The sequence below is a fragment of the Streptomyces sp. NPDC001351 genome (assembly GCF_042896045.1).
Lineage (GTDB): Bacteria > Actinomycetota > Actinomycetes > Streptomycetales > Streptomycetaceae > Streptomyces.
On record NZ_JBIAWS010000003.1, the window covers coordinates 158,107 to 175,311 of the forward strand.

General features: G+C 69.2%; 15 protein-coding genes. 6 read left to right on the top strand and 9 right to left on the bottom strand.

The features are described from left to right. Nucleotides 1–432: 432 nt before the first annotated feature. From ACFY1U_RS11045 to ACFY1U_RS11070, 6 genes are all read right to left on the bottom strand, one after another. Entirely contained in the window at nt 433–606 is a 174-nt protein-coding gene (locus ACFY1U_RS11045; protein WP_390693812.1) for a hypothetical protein, read from the bottom strand. Nucleotides 607–1,001: 395 nt separating this feature from the next. Continuing rightward, nucleotides 1,002–1,760: an NDP-sugar synthase gene (locus ACFY1U_RS11050; RefSeq protein ID WP_390693813.1), complete on the bottom strand. Its 759-nt coding sequence runs from the start codon at nt 1,758–1,760 to the stop codon at nt 1,002–1,004. A 36-nt stretch (nt 1,761–1,796) separates the two neighbouring features. Then, nucleotides 1,797–2,687, bottom strand: a complete 891-nt coding sequence (locus ACFY1U_RS11055) for a polysaccharide lyase (RefSeq protein ID WP_390693814.1) — start codon at nt 2,685–2,687, stop codon at nt 1,797–1,799. A 27-nt stretch (nt 2,688–2,714) separates the two neighbouring features. Then, the gene (locus ACFY1U_RS11060; protein ID WP_390693815.1) at nt 2,715–4,493 is read right to left on the bottom strand and encodes a right-handed parallel beta-helix repeat-containing protein; all 1,779 of its coding nucleotides are present in this window, start codon (nt 4,491–4,493) and stop codon (nt 2,715–2,717) included. Next, entirely contained in the window at nt 4,490–5,731 is a 1,242-nt protein-coding gene (locus ACFY1U_RS11065) for a glycosyltransferase (RefSeq protein WP_390693816.1), read from the bottom strand. Before ACFY1U_RS11065 ends, ACFY1U_RS11060 begins: the two co-directional genes overlap by 4 nt. Nucleotides 5,732–5,900: 169 nt before the next feature. Next, nucleotides 5,901–6,797, bottom strand: a complete 897-nt coding sequence (locus tag ACFY1U_RS11070) for a nucleotide sugar dehydrogenase (RefSeq protein ID WP_390693817.1) — start codon at nt 6,795–6,797, stop codon at nt 5,901–5,903. Nucleotides 6,798–7,214: 417 nt separating this feature from the next. On the opposite strand from ACFY1U_RS11070, the gene ACFY1U_RS11075 reads away from it, so the two are divergent. Both ACFY1U_RS11075 and ACFY1U_RS11080 read left to right on the top strand, forming a co-directional pair. Then, on the top strand, nt 7,215–7,889 hold the full coding sequence (locus tag ACFY1U_RS11075) for a response regulator transcription factor (protein ID WP_390693818.1): 675 nt from the start codon (nt 7,215–7,217) through the stop codon (nt 7,887–7,889). Then, the gene (locus ACFY1U_RS11080; RefSeq protein ID WP_390693819.1) at nt 7,886–9,163 is read left to right on the top strand and encodes a sensor histidine kinase; all 1,278 of its coding nucleotides are present in this window, start codon (nt 7,886–7,888) and stop codon (nt 9,161–9,163) included. The genes ACFY1U_RS11075 and ACFY1U_RS11080 overlap by 4 nt, the downstream gene beginning before the upstream one ends. A gap of 334 nt (nt 9,164–9,497) precedes the next feature. Here the strand turns inward: ACFY1U_RS11080 and ACFY1U_RS11085 are convergent, their stop codons facing one another. After that, nucleotides 9,498–10,967, bottom strand: a complete 1,470-nt coding sequence (locus ACFY1U_RS11085; protein WP_390693820.1) for a multicopper oxidase family protein — start codon at nt 10,965–10,967, stop codon at nt 9,498–9,500. 190 nt (nt 10,968–11,157) lie between these two features. Further along, the gene (locus ACFY1U_RS11090; RefSeq protein ID WP_390693821.1) at nt 11,158–11,949 is read right to left on the bottom strand and encodes a DUF4158 domain-containing protein; all 792 of its coding nucleotides are present in this window, start codon (nt 11,947–11,949) and stop codon (nt 11,158–11,160) included. Between ACFY1U_RS11090 and ACFY1U_RS11095 the strand changes: the two genes are divergently transcribed. The 4 genes from ACFY1U_RS11095 (at nt 11,888) to ACFY1U_RS11110 (ending at nt 15,729) form a co-directional block, all read left to right on the top strand. Continuing rightward, nucleotides 11,888–13,312, top strand: coding sequence for an amidase (locus ACFY1U_RS11095; RefSeq protein WP_390693822.1), 1,425 nt, complete (start codon nt 11,888–11,890; stop codon nt 13,310–13,312). The genes ACFY1U_RS11090 and ACFY1U_RS11095 overlap by 62 nt on opposite strands. 26 nt (nt 13,313–13,338) lie before the next feature. Next, nucleotides 13,339–13,557 (top strand): hypothetical protein, encoded by a 219-nt coding sequence (locus ACFY1U_RS11100; protein ID WP_390693823.1) that lies wholly within the window; start codon nt 13,339–13,341, stop codon nt 13,555–13,557. A gap of 143 nt (nt 13,558–13,700) precedes the next feature. Then, nucleotides 13,701–15,188 carry a flotillin family protein gene (locus ACFY1U_RS11105; protein WP_390693824.1) on the top strand — a complete coding sequence of 496 codons (1,488 nt, stop codon included), beginning with the start codon at nt 13,701–13,703 and terminating at the stop codon, nt 15,186–15,188. A 94-nt stretch (nt 15,189–15,282) separates the two neighbouring features. After that, nucleotides 15,283–15,729 (top strand): type II toxin-antitoxin system PemK/MazF family toxin, encoded by a 447-nt coding sequence (locus tag ACFY1U_RS11110; RefSeq protein WP_115910814.1) that lies wholly within the window; start codon nt 15,283–15,285, stop codon nt 15,727–15,729. A gap of 41 nt (nt 15,730–15,770) precedes the next feature. Here the strand turns inward: ACFY1U_RS11110 and ACFY1U_RS11115 are convergent, their stop codons facing one another. Beyond that, the gene (locus ACFY1U_RS11115) at nt 15,771–17,159 is read right to left on the bottom strand and encodes a phosphatase PAP2 family protein (protein ID WP_390693825.1); all 1,389 of its coding nucleotides are present in this window, start codon (nt 17,157–17,159) and stop codon (nt 15,771–15,773) included. Nucleotides 17,160–17,205 lie beyond the last annotated feature (46 nt).

Genomic DNA, 17,205 nt, shown 5'->3' on the forward strand with positions numbered 1-17,205 from the left:
CACAGCGTCGCAGGAGTGACAGCGGCATGCGACCGCTTGGTGTGGTCGGCGCCGGTTGACCAGCTCAGGGCGTGGTGTCGTCCTCGGCAGCCACGAAGGTGAGGCGGCCGGGGACGACAAGCTGCCAGGAGCCGCCGAACCTCCGCAACTATGAACTCGATTGCACCGGCTGCCCAACGGCATACAGGAGTCCCGGCAGAAAGGCCGGGCGGCTCTTCCCGTGCTGCCTGCCCTTCACGGGGTTCGGCGCCGCACGACTGCGACGGTCTCCCGCGAGACGGTCGCAAGGGCCACCAACGGCAGGAGCAGGTAGAAGACGAAGAGCTTGCGGAGGTCGTCGAGGAAGTACCAGATCGACGCGGTGGCACTGAACCAGAACGCGACCAGTGAGCCGGCGCCGCTCTGCCGGCTGCGTACCGCGCTGACGAGGCATCAGAGAGCGGTCAACGCCAGCAGGGCAAAGACGGCGACGTACGAGTGACTCCAGCCGAACTCGGCGCGCCGCAGTTGGGAGTTGACCGCCACGGCCTCGGCCTGTGAGGAGAGCAGCTTGACGGCCACGATGCGACGCAGCTGCCGGTCCACCCCACGATGGACCGTTCCCATGCCACCCTGCCCGAGCTTCTCGACCAGCTCGTAGCGGCCGCTGAGGACTATTTCGCGCCCCGCACACGCCTCCCCTGAATTCGGACCGCGGAGTGGCTTACGGCGCGACATCGACGGACCGACCGCGGCGCGGTGACGGACAAGCAGCCGCGCTCCGGAGGAAGCGGATCTTCCTCCCTCGTCGCGCGTCCTCACGGCCGAGGTCATGCATCAGCTGGGCGACCGTGCAGCGGGCCACCGATACGCCTTCGCGATACCGCTGTCGCGAGACCTTCCGCACTCGGTAGACGTCGAATCTGTCCGTGTGGACGCGGCTGATCTGCGTCTTCGACTCCGCGTAGCGTGACCGGTCTCGGGCCCGGGAGTCGGTCCGCAGGGTGTCGGCTGTCCGCCGGTCATGCCGCTTCGGTCGTGGAGAGCCAGCCGAACGCGGTGATCTCCGCGGACGCGGTCCTGAGGTCCTTGGCATTGTCCACGCCGCGCCAGTAGCCGTTGATGCGGTAGGCCGTCAGCCGGTCCTGCTGTGCCAGGGCGGGGAAGGTGGTGTCCTCGTGGTCTCCGAGATCCGGCAGCAGGTCGGTGATCTCGGGCTCGAAGAGATAGACACCGGCGTTGATCCAGTGCGGCAGCACCGGCGCCTCGGCGAACCGGGTGACCCGGTCGCCGCTCAACTCCACGACGCCGTAGGGCGACTTGAGTGGGGTGACCGCCACCGTGGCCGATGCGCAGCGCACCACGTGGCTGCCCGCCAGGTCGCGCAGTGAGAAACGGGTCAGGATGTCACCGTTCAGGCCCACCCAGCGCTCTTCAGGGTAGGGCAGCTGACGCGCCGCGTGCTTGAGGCCGCCGCCGCGTCCGAGGGGTTCGTCCTCCACGGCGATGCAGACGCGCAACGGCAGCCGGTTGGCAGCGACATACGCCTTGAGGACCTCGGCGAGATAGCCGCAGGAGATGACGACTTCCTCTATGCCTTCAGCCGCCAGCCAGTGTGCCTGGTGTTGGAGGATGGGCCGGCCGGCGACCTCGACGAGTACCTTGGGGAGGCGGTCGGTGTACGGCCGCAGACGGCTGGCCTGGCCGCCGGCGAGGATCACGGCCTGACGGACCAGTACGGTCCCGGAGTCGGCCGCGACGGATTCGGGGCTGCTGGACATGGTGAACGTCCTCCTGAACAGGGTGAACGGGGTGGATCAGGCTCCGCGCAGCGGGCCGATGGGACGGGTGGAGACGGCGAAGCCGGCGAAGTCGACGTACTGACCGCGGGGGGTGGCCCAACTGGGGTCGGAGCCACCGAAGAAGGTGGAGAAGAAGATCCCGTCGATGCCGAGCCGGCCTGCGCTGCGGAACTCCAGGCCGCCGGAGTGCAGCGCCTTCCTGCCGTCGATGCTCACGTCGATCGTGCCGTCGGAGCGGCTCGGGGTGTTGAGCCGGACGGCCTGCTCCACACACGCCCAGCGGCCTGTGGGCCAGCGCCACGCGCCTCGGCCCAGCGACGTACCGTGTTCCACCGAGGTGGGCAGGTAGGCGTACACCTCGGCGTCACCGCCGCGGCGCCACATGTACCGGGTGGACAGCCCGTCCTCGCCGTTGGGGATACGTCGGCCGCTGGTGACGGTGCCGCCGTACAGACCGGGCAGTTTGCCGCCCTTGACGAAGTCGAACCCGCGCGGGAACCGCACGTAGTAGCGCAGATACAGCATGTCGGTGGGCCCGGCTGTCAAAGGCAGGTACAGCTGTGCCCCGCCCTCCGGCCGGTCGAACTCTCGGGACACGGTGGGACTGGCCGACCCGGCCGGGTACTCCACCCGTACCACGCGTCCCAGGCGGCTGTCAGGCCGTGGCAGGAACACCGCTCGCGACAGCCCGAACGAACCCCGCTCCGCGGGCCGCACCTGGGACCCGAAGAACTGCCGCACGCCGGCCATGTCGTCGCTGAGCCTGATGTCGGCCGGAGGGCTCGGCGGTACGTTGCGCCCGCGGTGCTCGGGGGTGTCGTCACCGGCGGCGAACGAAACCAGGAAGGTGACGAGCAGGGCGAGCGCCGCTGCCCCGCCGGAGACGATGAGCCGCCTCGCATGCATGAACGCGCTCCTTTTCTTTTCTTGCCGTCACGCGGTATTGCGTACGTGGCGCGGGACTTGAGGCCGGGGAGTGTGGCGATGGCGCACCTGGTGGACGGTCTGCAGCGCGATCGCCGTGAGGAGGGCGAGAATGGCCGCGCCGCCGAGCCAGGGGAACGGCGGCAGAGTGACCACCGTGCGGCCGTGGCTCAGGATTCGGCCTGCGCCACCCAGGGCGAGCGGAGCGCGTATTCGGGAGTCGGTGATGTCGATGACGGCACCCCGGTCGGCTTCGATGCCCTTGCGCTCGGCCAGGACGTCCAACGCTGTCCCGGTCGCCCGGACTCCTGGGGTGAGGTGTATGCCCCGGTGGGCTCCGGTGACGGTCACTTTGTCGAGGAGGGCCGGCGCTGCCAGGTCGATGGCCGTGCTCGCCCCCGACACATGGCCATCTGTGACCCGCAGCCCCGGTGAGGCGGACGTCAGACCCTTCCCGGAGGCGTTGGTCACCCGCACCCCGGTCAGTGACACATCGGTGGTGGTGGAGCCGGCCGTCATCCCGGTCCTGCAGTCGTCGATCCTCACGTCGTGCACGACCGCATGCCGGGCCTTGCCGTTCAAGGAGATTCCGGTGAGGCCGTTCTCGATCCGCGTCCCGGTGACGGTCGCCTTGGGCCCGGAGATCGCAATGCCGCGCTGGAAGCCGCTCACCGTGCCGCCGGTGACGGTGGCCGATTCGATGTCCTCGTCCAACGAGATCCCGGTGCGGCTGCCGGTCAGGCGGGGCGCCTTGACGACCGCCCTGCTGCCGGGGCCGGTGACGGCCACCGCGACCTGCGTGCCTTGCACGGCCGCGCCGGTGATGGTGCACTCCGCGCAGGACTGCAGCCGTATGCCACCTCCTCGGTCGGAACGGGACTGGATGCCGTTGAGGACGAGGCCGTTCTGCGGGGTCGCCCGGATTCCGATGCCCGAGCTGTCCTGGGTGGTGATGCCGGACAGGGTTCGGTTCGCGGTGCCGCCGACGACGACGCCGTTGCGGCCGCTGGACCGCGAGGTGAGCCCGGCAACGGAGGTGCCGGTGTCGCCGCTCAGCACGACCCCGTCCTGCAGGGAGTGTTCGACCGTGACGTTGTTCAGACGGACACCGGTGGAACCCTCCAGCCGCAGGCCGGTGCGGTTGCCTTCGAACCTGGCGCCGACGGCGGATCCAGCACTGCCCTTCCCCCAGGTGACACCGGAGAAGCGCGATGAGGCCCGACCAGTGAGCCCGAAACCGGAAATGGTGCTGTCGGTGATGTCGAGCCGGCCTCCGGATCCCATGGAGATGTACGGCCGCACCATGGTGCCGCCGGAGGGGCCGGTGGCGGCCAGGGTGGTGTCGCGGATGTCGAGCGTCGCCCTGCTGCCCCGTATCCATGTCGCCGAGGCCGTGGAGTCGCCAGTGGTGAACAGCACCTTCTTGGTCACCGCTCCGATCCGCAGGCCGGACCCCGGGCTGAGCAGAACGGCGGCCCTGATCTGTACAACGGAGAGGTCGTCGCCATGCCGGTCGATCCACTCCGACCCCGTGTTGGTGACCAGCCAGCTCAGGGGGACAGCGCCGGCCCCGGAAATACGGCGGGACTCCAGCACGCCGTGGCGCACCAGATCCACCATCCCCGGGCGGATCACCAGGAGCCGGTCAGGTTGCCCGGTTCGCTGCCAGGCGGCGAGATCCGACGCCGCGGGATCGGACGCCTGTGCCGGGGACGCCGCACCGAAGACCGCCGCCAAGGCGGTGAACACCGTCACGGCCGTGTACCCGCTGCTGAACACGCGGCTCACGCGCCTGCCTCGCTCTCCATGGCCAGGGGCCGACTGTTTCCGGTGCGTACGACGACGCCGTTCTCCACGGAGACCTGACGGGTGAGCCAGCGCTGCTTGCGGATCGTGGCCAGGGCACACAGCTTGACCACGGCCATCACGAACGACAGGAGGACGAAGCCGGGGACCAGGAAGAACGAGGACGGCTTGCGGACCAGATGGGGAAGGATCTTCATGGCCCGGCTGATCCACCACCACGCGGCCAGGCAGGCGACGAAGAACCAGTCCTGGCGGACCACCGCGAGCGTCATGAACACCGGGGCGAACAGCAGCGTGAAACTGCTGACCGCTTTGTCGATCAGGGTGAAAGCGAGGAACGGGTGGCGCCAGACCCAGCGCCGCGACAGCGCCCGCAGATCCGACCGCCAGGTGTTGCGCGCCCAGCGCAAACGCTGCTTGAGGAAGATCCGCAGGGTGCCCGGGAACGTCGACCAGACCCGCGCGGAGCGCTGCATGAAGGCCAGGTGCCCCCGCTCCAGGATCAGCGTGGTCAGCCGCTTGTCGTCACCGGACATACACGGCACGCCCATGAAGGTCTCGGCCATGAAGTCGTCGGATATCTCCAGCAGCAACTCCCGGCGGTAGACGGCCGTGCGCCCCGACAGGCAGGACACGGCCCGGCCCATCACGCTCTGCGCGGCGTTCTCGTCGAAGTACCGGTAGTCCAGGTACATGTCGTTGACCCGCTGGAGGAAACCCTTGGGGTTGTAGACGTTCTGGCGGGTGCCCACCCCGCCGATCCTCGGGTCGGCGAAGGGCTTGCATGCCTCGGCCGCCACGTCATCCGCCCAGATGGTGTCGGAGTCGACAAGGGCGACCAGGTCCGTACGGGCCGCCTCCCAGCCGCGCACCAGTGCGTCCCGCTTTCCGGGCACGTCGGTGATGACGACGCTCACCGGGTACCGGAAGGCGATGTCCTGGCACGCCCGGTCGGTCGCATCGATGACGAGGATGACCTCCTCCACATCGTTGGCCAGCCAGGACTCGATCGCCCGGGCGAAGATCACCGGATCTTCCTGGTAGACCGGGACGACGACGCTCATCGGAAGCCGGAAGTCGTTCTGGACCGGCTTGTACAGCGCGGCCGGTGCTCGACGTACCAGCCAGCAGCTCCAGCGCACCAGGCCGAGGACGCCCAGCGGCAGGTAGACGAGGTAGTACCGGAGATTCACCAGGGTGCCGTCGAAAAGTCCGTTCATGGGGCCTGTTCTCGTGGGTTCCGTACAGATGACGGGCAGCGCCGGCCACGGGTATGGGGCCGCAGCGAGCGCTCAGCGGGACGGGCGGGAAGCCGGGGCCCGAATGGGCAGGCGAGGGGGGCCTGGGGGGACCACACCCGGGCCCCGGCAGTCTTGGGAAGGCGGCGAGCTACGCGGCGTTCGGGCTCAGCGCACCGGCCTGTCCGCCGGCCTCCCGGGCCATCTGGTCATTGACCTCGATCACTGCCCTGAGCAGCGGCATGCGCAGACCGACGGACTCGGCCACGCCCAGGAAGCCCTGGGTGTCCTTGGGCAGACACACCCCGCCGTACGGGGCACCGCCGCGGATTCCGTACAGAGGGTTGATGGAGCCTTCCGCGGAGCGGGCCACGGTCTGGGCGATGGGGTCCAGCTCCAGGCCCAGTTCCCTGCTCACCCGCCACATCTCGTTCCAGAAACTGATCTTCGTGGCGTTGTAGATGTTGTGGGCGCACTTGATCAGTTCGGCCTCTGCCGGATTGGCGAAGAGGCGGATGTCACCGCCGAACGGCCGGAGCAGCTCACCGAGCCGTTCCCGGGTCCGGGCGCTGCGGGACGCCACCACCGTCATCCAGGGATGCCGGAAGTCCTCCACTGCCGAGGCGGCACGCAGGAACTCCGGGTTGCTCGCGACCGTGAACCCCTCACCCGGGTTCTTGCCCGAGTACTCCTGCAGCGTCGGCTCCACGAACCCCTCCGCCGTGCCCGGCGGAACCGTCGACCGCACCACCACTACATGGGACTCGATGGCCTTTCGCAGCGCCCTGCCGACAGAAGCCGCACCCGATTCGAAGGCCGACATGTCATAGGTGTGACCCACGTTGGGCGTCGGCAGCGTGAGGAAGATGAAGGAGCTCGGCTCGGCCATCAGGTCGAGGTCACTGTGCGCGTCAAGGCCCTGCGAGCGCAATGCCTCCAGCCGCTGCTCGTCGACGTCGATGAACGTCACCTTGTGACCGGCGTGGAGGAACCCTTTTCCCGTAGCGGTCCCCACGACACCAGAACCGACGATGAAGATACGTGCCATATGAAGTGGACTCCTGTGCTGTGTTGCGAAGACGAAGACACATGTCTGCTCGGAATGAGCGTCATATCCCGCCTCGGTCAGGCCGTTCCGGCCGGAGGTCAGGAGATGGACGTTGCGGTACCGCCCGTACTGCTCGCGGAATCCTTCGGCCGACGTCGGCGGCTCGCGAAGTCGTCAGCGAGCGACAGCCCGTCGGCCGCAGCGGGCGGCGCACGCACTGCTTCCGCGTCCACGACGCCTGTTGCCTGCTCTCCGACGACGCGGTCGGTACGGTCCGGTGCTCCCCCGGACAGAAACGCCCGCCTCAACTCTTCACCGCCTCTCCTCAACTCTCCGGCGATGCTGGAGACTTGCTGAGTGATGATGAGGATTTGATGAGAGACTTCCGGCCATTCGCGGCGTGGCTATCCTGGCCGCGTGCGACTACTGGTAGTTGAGGACGACCCTGATCTGCGATTCGCCATCGCCGCGGCACTGCGCGGCGCCGGATTGGCGGTCGACGTCGCTGCGGACCTTCCCGCCGCTGACGAGGCGCTCTTCGTGACCCGGTACGACTGCGTGATCTTCGACCGGATGCTGCCCGCCGGCGATGCCCTCGGATTTGTCGGCGACCTGCGCCGCAGCGGACAGACGGTGCCGATACTGTTTCTCACCGGCAGGGACTCCGTCACAGACCGGGTCGACGGCTTTGCCGGGGGCGGCGACGACTACCTCGTCAAACCTTTCGCACTGCCCGAACTCGTGGCCCGCGTTCACGCCCTGTGCCGCCGCACCGGACAACTCCGGCCTCCCGTGCATGTGCTGGGCGACCTCGAGATCGACACCGCGCGGCGTCAGGTCCGTCGCGCCGGCGTGCGGCTCATGCTCACCGGCAAGGAGTTCGCCGTCCTGGAAATCCTCGCGGCCCACGCCGACCAGGCCGTGCAGCGGACCGTCCTGATCGAGAAATGCTGGGACGAGATGGCCGAACCGAACTCCAACGTCGTCGAGGTCCTGGTCTCCCAACTGCGCCGCAAACTGGGCGATCCACCGCTGATCCACACCGTCCGCGGCGTGGGCTACCGGCTCGAGGCAGCAGACCCGGCCGGATGACCGCCACCACCCGGATCCGCAGGCTGCGGTGGTGGCTCACCACCGTCTTCGCCCTCACCAGCGCGATCGGCCTGGTCAGCCTGACCCTCTTCGCGATCCACAACACCGACACCGCCTGGCGCGCCGGCACCGACGACGACCTCAGCGTGCAGACGGCCGAGGTCATCTCCGTGATCGGGTTCCGCGACCCCACCCGGCCCGACCTCGGCGACCTGGTCGACGGGTTCGACGCCTCCTGCCCACAGGTGACGGTGTTCTCCCGGGCAGGCGCCAAACTCGCCGTCACGCGCGCCGCGGGCGTCCACTGCTCCCGTGTGCGGGAGGCGGACCTGCGGGCCGTCGCCGTCGCCGCAATCAAGGACGGTGACTCCGCACAGGCTGACGGGCAGACCGAAGACGGCCATCATGTACGCCTGCGCGCCGAGGCCTTCCCCGGCCTCGACGGTGACGAGCCCGTCGGCACGGTCGTGGCCGCAGCCGACACCACCACCGACGAAGCCGAACACCGCAGGTTCTCATTCCTGCTCAGCGTCGGCTGCGCCCTGCTCGTTCTTCTGTCCGCACCCATCGGCCACCTGCTGTCCGGCCGGGCCACCCGGCCCGCACTCACCGCTCTCCAGCAGCAGGAGGCCTTCCTCGCCGAGGCCGCCCACGACCTGCGTACCCCGGCCGCCTCCCTGCGCACCCTCGCCGAGATCGCCCTTCATCAGGACGGCGAGGACCGCGACGTCGCCCTGCGCCGAACTGTCCGGCTGGCGACCCGCATGGGCGACCTCCTCGACGCCCTCCTCACCCGCGCCCGGCTCGAGGCCGGCGTCGCCCAAGTGTGCCGCGAACCCTTGCGCCTCGACCAACTGGTCGAGGCCGTCGTCGACGACACCCCTGCCGACGGGCACCAGATCACGGTCCGGGCCGAAGAGACGGTGGTGGTCGGCGACCCCGAGCTCCTGCAGCGGGCCGTCGTCAACTTGCTCGGCAACGCGCTCACCCACGGACACGTCCCCAGCCGACCCGCCGAGGTCGAGATCACCGTCACTGCCGACGGCACACTCACCCTCGACGACGCAGGCCCCGGCATCCCGCCCGGACTTGCAGACTCGCTCTTCAAGCGTTACCACAGCGGCAGTGGCTCCACCGGTCTCGGCCTGTCCATAGCCTCCTGGATCGCCCACGCCCACGGCGGCACCCTGACCTCCGGCCCCAGCCCCCTCGGCGGCGCCCGATTCACCCTCCGGATCCCGGCACGCCAACGGCCGAAGCCGGGCCGGCTGTGACAGACACGCAGCAGTCGCCTGCAGCCTCAAGCGGCGAGCGGGCCGGCCTGTGACCGCGCCTTGTGTGAACGATTCCCGGGCCCCGTTCGTGCTGGTCCACTGCGGGGGCTGCTTCCCGTCGCGGTCGGCCACCGGCAGCGCGGGGCATCGATCCGGGTGGAGCTGCCCGGCACGGCGACCCCAGCCGATGTCAACGTCGCCGTGTCCGGTCAGTGGCTGGGGGTGATGGTGCGGGACACCAGCGTGCCCACCACCAACCCGGACAACCGAAACGGCCCGCCGAAAGAACCGACGGACCGTCACGAAAGTTCGAGGCTGGATCAAACACGCAGGCTCATCCAGTGCTGCCGGCAGCAATGACGTTCACGTAGCCCATCATTCCGTTGTCCTCGTGTCCAGTGATGTGGCAGTGAAACATCCATATCCCGGTGAAGTCCGTAAAACGAATTCGGATCACTACTTTGCCGGCTTTTCCATTGACTGCGTGGGGAACGCTCACGGTGTCCGTGTAGTCGGCGGGAGGCTGGGCGACGCCGTTCACACTGAGGACCTGGAACGGTGCGATATGGAGATGGAACGGATGATCGTGGCCACTCGTGTTGGTGAGCGTCCATTCTTCGACCGTTCCGAGTGTGGCCGGTTTCTTGAAGGTCGGCTTCTTCATGTCGAACAACTTGCCGTTGATCCAGAAGTTGTTGCCGCCGTCGTCACTCAGGGCCACGCTTCGGGATTGGGCGATGGGTTCTCCGGACAGATCGGGTTCGGATCCGGGAAGTGGTCCGGCGATCCGGGGCGAGGTGGCCATGCCCGACGGTCCTCCGGTGGTAGCCGGCCCCGCGCTCCCGCTGCCCTGTTGGACATTGACCTTCATGAGGGTGGTGTCGGGGTAGGAGTCGCCGTCGCCTTCCGTCCCGGTCTCGTGGGCGAGGGTTCTGAGCCAGGTTGATCCGCGGGCTCCGGCGGTCACCAGGACGTCGAAGCGTCTGCCGGGCGGAACCAGAAGGTGGGTCGCCCGGGTCGGCGCCGCGGAGGGGATCCCGTCCTGGTTGATGACGGTGAAGCTGCCGCCGTCGATTCGGAGGTCGTAGACGATGGCGTAGCCTTCATTGGCGATACGCCACAACTGGGTTTCGCCGGCTTTCACGTTCAGCGTGGGCCGGTACTGACCGTTGACCAGGCGGACCGTCGGCGATGCGGGCTCCAGGACCCCGTCCGGGTAGACGATCGAGCTGGATCCGCTGATCTGGGCGTCCTTGAGTGCCAGGGTGTGAGCGGTGATCCCGCGGTAGGCCGGCGGCAACGACTGGCGACTGTCCCCGACGATGATTGTTCCCGACAGCCCCGCCCCGATCTGGCTCTCGGTTCCATTGCAGCGAGCCTTCGCTGAGGCAGAGGACATCTCCGTCCCCGGCATCGACTCGCCGTCCCTGGAACACATTTCATGGTCGTGGTACCAGTACGTCCCGGGTGCCTGGTTTGCGGGAATGTCGAGATGGTAGGTCAGAGTCTGACCAGGCTGAGCGGACAGCATGATGTTGTCCGCGCTTCCCTTCGGGGACAGGTGCATCCCGTGGAAGTGCAAGTTGGTTGCCGTGCCAAGTTTGTTGGTCAGTTTCAAGGTGACACGCTGGCCGGGAACCACATGAAGGGTCGGCCCGACGAGGCTTCCGTTGTAGGTCTCCGCGAGCACCTTCTTGCCCGAGATCATCACCTCTCTCTCAACCGCCGTCAGTTCAACCGTCAAATCCTCGGGGGTTGCCCTGTTGAGTTCGGGCGGTTCCACCAGCGCAGCGCCGGAAACCATGCCAGCCGCCTGCTTTTCGGTAGTCGGAAGTGGCTTTCCAGTAGCCGCCGAGTTTGGCCCGCTAGCCGCCGAGTTCGGTTTTGCACTCACGCGACCTGGAAGGCAGGAAAACAGGAGAGCGGCCCCGGCAGCGAGAACTCCGAGGCGGGCGATGCGTGATCGACTCGCGGTCGAGCGTGCGGTCAACAAACTATTCCTCTCTGGGCGCAAATGCTGAATGGGGAGTAAAAACTCCAAGACGGACCACCTGGTCCACGCCACGCCCCGGGGCCGGGGCGGCCAATGCGCGGGGGATGACTCGGCCACCCTGGGGACGTCCCCACGTCCCCACGTCCCCTCGGGGCCGGGTCAGTCTCCAGCACCCGCCTTCCGCCAGTCTTGCTGCTGCCGGCCGTCCAGCCCCATCCCCCGACCGGCGGAGGTTTCCCCGCCAAGTGGCGGCCGGCAGGCCTGCCACAGAGCAGCCCAGACGCTCGCTGGTCCGTGCACAAAACGTCTTCTCCGCCCGGGTCTGGGCCGCCCTGACGATGCGGTCGATTCGGCCCGGCGGCTCGATCGTCCTGGCCCGGCACTGCACCAGCAGGGCCTCGCGCAGCCGGTCCTCCACCAGCTCAACCGGGCACACCTCCGCGGCCAGCCATGCCATCGGCTTCTCCCCGTCGGCCCGGGTGGCGGGCCGGAACTTCAGCGCCTCGCGGATCTGCTTGCGGTGGTTCGTCGCCGACCGGCTGGTCAGGTCGTACTTCGCGAACTCGACCGCCGGCACCTTCACCAACCCGGCAACGCAGTCCACCGCGGGCTGCGGGAACCCCCTCCAGCAGAATCGCCACCAAAGGAAGGGATGTTCGAGATGCCGTACCGCTTCGGCCCGAAGGACGTTACCGTTCAGTAGACGAAGCCGTCCCGGAGAGGTGTCCCGTATGACGCTCGACCGTGCCGCAGGCCTGGCGGAGTCCGCCCGAGCTCTCGCCGAGGGGGACATCACCTCCCGGGCGCTCGTCGAGCAGGCCCTCGCACGGATCGAGGCGACGCAGTCCACCCTCAACGCCTTCCGGATCGTGCGTGCCGAGGCCGCACTCGCCGAGGCCGACGCGGCGGACGAACAGCTGGCCGCCGGGGTGCGCAAACCGCTGCTGGGCGTGCCCGTCGCCGTCAAGGACGACATGGACGTGGCCGGGGAGCCGACCGCCTTCGGCTGCGACGGGGAGTTCCCGCCGGTCGCCGAGGACGGCGAGGCCGTACGGCGGTTGCGCGCGGCCGGAGCCGTCGTCGTCGGCAAGACCAACACCTGCGAGTTCGGGCAGTGGCCCTTCACCGAGGGACCGGCCTTCGGCGCGACACGCAATCCGTGGGATCCGGAGCACACGCCCGGCGGCTCGTCGGGCGGGTCGGCCGCGGCCGTCGCCGCCGGTCTGGTGCCCGCCGCGCTCGGCTCCGACGGCGCCGGATCCGTGCGCATCCCCGCCTCCTGGACCCACCTCGTCGGCATCAAGCCGCAGCGCGGCCGTATCTCCACCTGGCCGCGCGGCGAATCGTTCCAGGGCATCACCGTCAACGGCACCCTCGCCCGTACGGTCGCGGACGCGGCCCTGCTGCTCGACGCCGCGAGCGGCAACCACGAGCGCGATCCGCACCGGCCGGCCGCCATCAACGCCCTGGAGGCGGTGGGCCGCGAGCCCGGGCGGCTGCGCATCGCGCTCTCCCTCAAGCCGCCGTTCACAGCCGTGCCCGCCCGCCTGCAGCCGGAGGTACGCGCCCGGGTGCTCCAACTCGCCGAGCGGCTCAGCACGTTGGGGCATGCCGTGGAGGAGGCCGACCCGCCGTACGGCCAGATCGGGCTCACCTTCGTCCCCCGCGCCACCGCCGGCATCGCGGAGCGCGTGGCCGAGACACCGTTCCCCGCCCTCCTGGACCGGCGCACCCGCGAGGCCGCCCGGCTGGGCCGGCTGCTCGGCGGGGTACCGCTGAAGGCGGCCCGGCGTGCGGAGGCGGTGCTGCAGCGCCGTATCGGCACCTTCTTCGAGTCCTACGACGTCGTCCTCGCGCCCACGACCGCCGCTCCCCCGCCGCGCATCGGCGCGATGCTGCGGCTCAGCGGTTTCGCCACCGACCGGGCGATGATCGCCGCCTGTCCGTACGCCTGGCCGTGGAACGTGCTGGGCTGGCCCGGGGTCAACGTGCCCGCCGGGTTCGTGAACGGCGGCCTGCCCGTGGGGGCGCAGCTGCTCGGTCCGGCCGGCAGCGAGCCCCTGCTGATCTCGCTCGCCGCGCAGTTGGAGGCGGAGCTGCGCTGGCACGAGGCGTGGCCGCCGCAGCGGGCCGTCACGGACTCCCCGGCTGCGTAGGCGGGTTCGGCCCGTACCCTGTGACCATGGACGATGCGTCGATGGTCGGGCTCATGGGGCGGGTCACCGGTACGGTCGGGCCCGGGCTCGTCGGCGAGGTGATCGTCCGGGTGCGGGGCGGGGCCGAGCACTTCCTCGCGTACGCCGCCACCGGAAGCGACCGGATCGAGCGGGGCACGGTCGTGATGGTGGTCGAGTACCTGCCGCCCAGGACCGTCTACGTCACCTCCGCGTACGACAGTTGAGCATGCTCCGCCCCAGGTGAGAGCCTTGGCAAGGGGTGGGCGTCAAGAAAACGACAAGGATTCACAGGCGTCTTCTCACCGGCCTCGCGCAGGAGCACACTCCCTTCGTTCGGTGCCGAAAGGGCACCATGCAAAGGGGGCGTATGCCGATGGTTGTCGGCGTCGTTGCGGGAGTGGTGGTTGCCTCCATTCTCGTTCTGATCGGTCTTTTCAAGCTCATGTGGCGCGTCGCCGAGCCCAACGAGGCGCTCGTCATCTCCGGCTCCAAGCACAAGACGGAGGGGCTCGGCGAGGGCATGGGATTTCGCATCGTCACCGGGCGCGGCACGCTGGTGCTGCCCGGTGTACAGGCGGTGCGCAAGCTCTCGCTCGACCTGAACGAGACCGAACTGCATGTGGACTGCGTGACCCACCAGGGCATTCCGCTCAAGGTGCGGGGCGTGGTCATCTTCAAGGTGGGCGACGACTACGTGTCGATCGCGAACGCGTCCCGCCGCTTCCTCGACCAGCAGAAGCTGATGGCGGAGCGGGTGCACAACGTGTTCGCCGGTCATCTGCGCTCCATCGTCGGCGGCTTGACCGTCGAGGACATGATCCGCGACCGGGAGAAGCTCACCGCGCAGACCCGGGCCGCCTGCGGCACGGAGATGGAGAAGCTGGGGCTCATCGTGGACTCCCTGCAGATCCATGAGATCGAGGACCCGACGGGGTACATCCAGAACCTGGCCGCGCCGCACGCCTCCGCCGTCCAGCGGGACGCGCGGATCGCGCAGGCGGAGTCGAACCGGCTGGCCACCGAGGCCGAGCAGCAGTCGTTCGCGCGGATGGCGGAGGCCACCCGGGACAGCGAGATCCTGCAGGCCGGTTACCAGGCCGAGCGGGACAAGGCGGCCGCACAGGCGCGGCAGGCGGGTCCGCTCGCCGACGCCGCGGCCCGGCAGGAGGTCGTCGTCCAGGAGACCCGGGTCGCCGAACTCGAGGCGCACCGGCGGGAGCAGCAGCTCCAGGCGGACGTCCGCAAGCCAGCGGACGCCAAGGCGTACGAGAAGCGCACGCTGGCCGAGGCCGAGCGCGACGCACGGATCTCGGCGGCGCAGGCCAAGGCGAAGGAGACCGAGCTGGCGGCCGCCGCCGAAGCGACCCGGGTCAAGACGGCCGCGAGTGCCGAGGCCGAGGCGACCAAGGCACGCGGTGCCGCGGCCGCCACGGCGACCAAGGCCACCGGCGAGGCCGAGGCCGCCGCCGCGCAGGCCAAGGGTCTGGCGGACGCCGAGGCGACCAGGGCCAAGGGTCTCGCCGAGGCGGAGGCCATCAAGGCGAGGGCCGCGGCCCTCGCCGAGAACCAGGAGGCGGTCGTCGCCCAGCAGCTCGCCGAGAACTGGCCGGAGATCGTCAAGGCGGGCGCGTCCGCGTTCGGCAGCGTCGACAACATGGTGGTGCTCAACGGCGCGGACGGCATGGCCGACATGCTCGCCAAGGCACTCACCATGGGCGGCACCGGCCTCGGCCTGGCCCGCCAGCTGCTGGCCTCGATGAACCAGAACGGGCAGACCCCGCACGGCACTTCGCCGTCCCTGAACGGGATAGCGGCACCGCCGTCGCAGAAGGTGCCGGTGGAGAAGGAGGGATAGCCGTACCCGCGCAGGTACGACAACAGCTCCCGGGAGCCCTCGGTTTCGAGGGCCCCCGGCCTGCTGAGCTGCCCCGCCCCTCTAAGGTGCCTGCGTGACTGCGTTTACCGATGAGAACGTCCCGGGCCGCTTCGGCCCCACCGCCACCACCGAGGCCGACCCCCGCCAGGTCGGCAGGGTGCGCACCGAGTACTCCCCCGCGCACGACGGGGACCCCGACCCCGGCGAGATCGTGTGGACCTGGGTGCCCTTCGAGGAGAACGACGGCCGCGGCAAGGACCGCCCGGTGCTCGTCGTCGCCCGCGAGAGCGCCGGCACGCTGCTGGCCGTACAGCTGTCCAGCAAGCGGCACGACGACGACCGGGAGTGGGTGGCGATCGGCAGCGGGCCCTGGGACCGGTCGGGGCGTGACTCCTGGATCGACGTGGACCGGGTGCTGCGGCTGCACGAGGACGGCATGCGCCGCGAGGCCTGCGCCCTGGACCGGGGGCGGTTCAACCTGGTGCGGCAGCGGCTGGCGGAGCGCTACGGCTGGAGCTGAACGCGGGCCCCGGCCCGACCGGCCGGGGCCTCACACGTCTGTCACGCCGGTTCGGGTTGCGGCTTCAGTTGCGGTGCCGGTGCGACCGCCGGTTCCCACGCTCTGGTGGTCCGTACATAGTCGTAGATCACCGAGATCATCGCCAGCAGCAGCAACGGCCCGAACAGCCACGCGTGCTTGGCCATGTCCATCGGCAGATAGCGGTACGACACCAACAGCGCGGCGAAGACCGTTGCGCCGTGGGTGACCAGCTGGATCCCCGACCGGTCCCAGCCGCGGGTGTGGGCGCGCAGAGCTGCCTCGATGGTGAGCGTGAACACCGCGCCGGCGATGAGGTCCGCGCCGTAGTGGTAGCCGAATCCCAGGGTGGCGCAGAGCGTCGCGATCAGCCAGAACGTGCCGGCGAAGCGCAGGGCCCGTGGGCCCTTGCGGGAATGGATGAAGATCGCGGTGGCCCATGCCGTGTGGAGGCTGGGCATGCAGTTGCGGGGGGTGAACGCGTCGAACGGCATCGGGTGCGGGGCGTTGAGCGACGGTAGCGTGCGCGGCCATATGTCGGCCACCGCCCAGTGCACGGTGGGCGGTGTGACCACCCCCGTGTCGGGGCTCGGCCAGTGGTCGGTGCCGGCGCCGTACGCGAAGATCGGTCCGACCACCGGGAAGATCATGTAGATGGCCGGTCCGAGCAGGCCGATCAACAGAAACGTGCGCACCAGATGGTGGCTGGGGAAGCGGCGCTCGGCGGCCACGTTGCGCAGTTGGTACAGCGTCACGACGACGGCGGCCACCGCGAGCTGGCCGTAGACGAGGTCGAGCAGGTGGAAGCCGACCGGGCCGGTGGCCTTGACGACGCGGCCCACCAGCCACGACGGATTGCCCAGCGCGTGGTCGGCGGTCGCCACGTACTGATCGAGCACCATCGTGCGCGTCTTCGACGTGATGAGCAGCCAGGTGTCACCGGTCTTGCGGCCGGCCACCAGCAGCAGGGCCAGCCCGACGCCCTTCAGCAGCAGAAGACGTTCCTGACCGGTGCGGCGCGTGACGGCGAGGACCGCGCAGCCCAGAATCACCCACAACGCGCCGTTCCCGAACGGATGATGGCCCTCGGTCACCTTGACGTCGCACGCCCAGCGCACCACCACGAAGACGATGTCGATGCCGATCGCGGTACCCGCCGCGATGAACCGCTGCCGCCGGGTGAGCACCACCATCATCAAGCCCATGCTGGCGTACAGCAGAAAGCCCGACTTCGGGGGCAGTATCACCTCTTGCACCTGGGTCGTGAGTGGCCCCGGCAGGCCGTAGTGGCGCGCGGCGACCTCCAAGGCGAGGAGGAATCCGAGCACCACTACACCCGCCGCGGTCCACAGCAGCGTCCGCGGCCGCCACCAGGTGGCGAAGGAAGAACTGGATCTCGTTCGCGGGAACAACCGCGATTCTCTGGGTATCAATTGGCTGGCCGATTTTTCAGGTGTT

Bases quoted from the DNA above. Each gene is read 5' to 3' on its own strand.
- ACFY1U_RS11100 (WP_390693823.1), top strand. From the start codon at position 13,339: ATGGACGATGCGTCGATGGTCGGGCTCATGGGGCGGGTCACCGGTACG.
- ACFY1U_RS11070 (WP_390693817.1), bottom strand. From the start codon at position 6,797: ATGGCACGTATCTTCATCGTCGGTTCTGGTGTCGTGGGGACCGCTACG.
- ACFY1U_RS11045 (WP_390693812.1), bottom strand. From the start codon at position 606: ATGGGAACGGTCCATCGTGGGGTGGACCGGCAGCTGCGTCGCATCGTG.
- ACFY1U_RS11095 (WP_390693822.1), top strand. From the start codon at position 11,888: ATGACGCTCGACCGTGCCGCAGGCCTGGCGGAGTCCGCCCGAGCTCTC.
- ACFY1U_RS11085 (WP_390693820.1), bottom strand. From the start codon at position 10,967: ATGGTTTCCGGCGCTGCGCTGGTGGAACCGCCCGAACTCAACAGGGCA.
- ACFY1U_RS11090 (WP_390693821.1), bottom strand. From the start codon at position 11,949: ATGTCCCCCTCGGCGAGAGCTCGGGCGGACTCCGCCAGGCCTGCGGCA.
- ACFY1U_RS11105 (WP_390693824.1), top strand. From the start codon at position 13,701: ATGCCGATGGTTGTCGGCGTCGTTGCGGGAGTGGTGGTTGCCTCCATT.
- ACFY1U_RS11065 (WP_390693816.1), bottom strand. From the start codon at position 5,731: ATGAACGGACTTTTCGACGGCACCCTGGTGAATCTCCGGTACTACCTC.
- ACFY1U_RS11080 (WP_390693819.1), top strand. From the start codon at position 7,886: ATGACCGCCACCACCCGGATCCGCAGGCTGCGGTGGTGGCTCACCACC.
- ACFY1U_RS11055 (WP_390693814.1), bottom strand. From the start codon at position 2,687: ATGCATGCGAGGCGGCTCATCGTCTCCGGCGGGGCAGCGGCGCTCGCC.
- ACFY1U_RS11050 (WP_390693813.1), bottom strand. From the start codon at position 1,760: ATGTCCAGCAGCCCCGAATCCGTCGCGGCCGACTCCGGGACCGTACTG.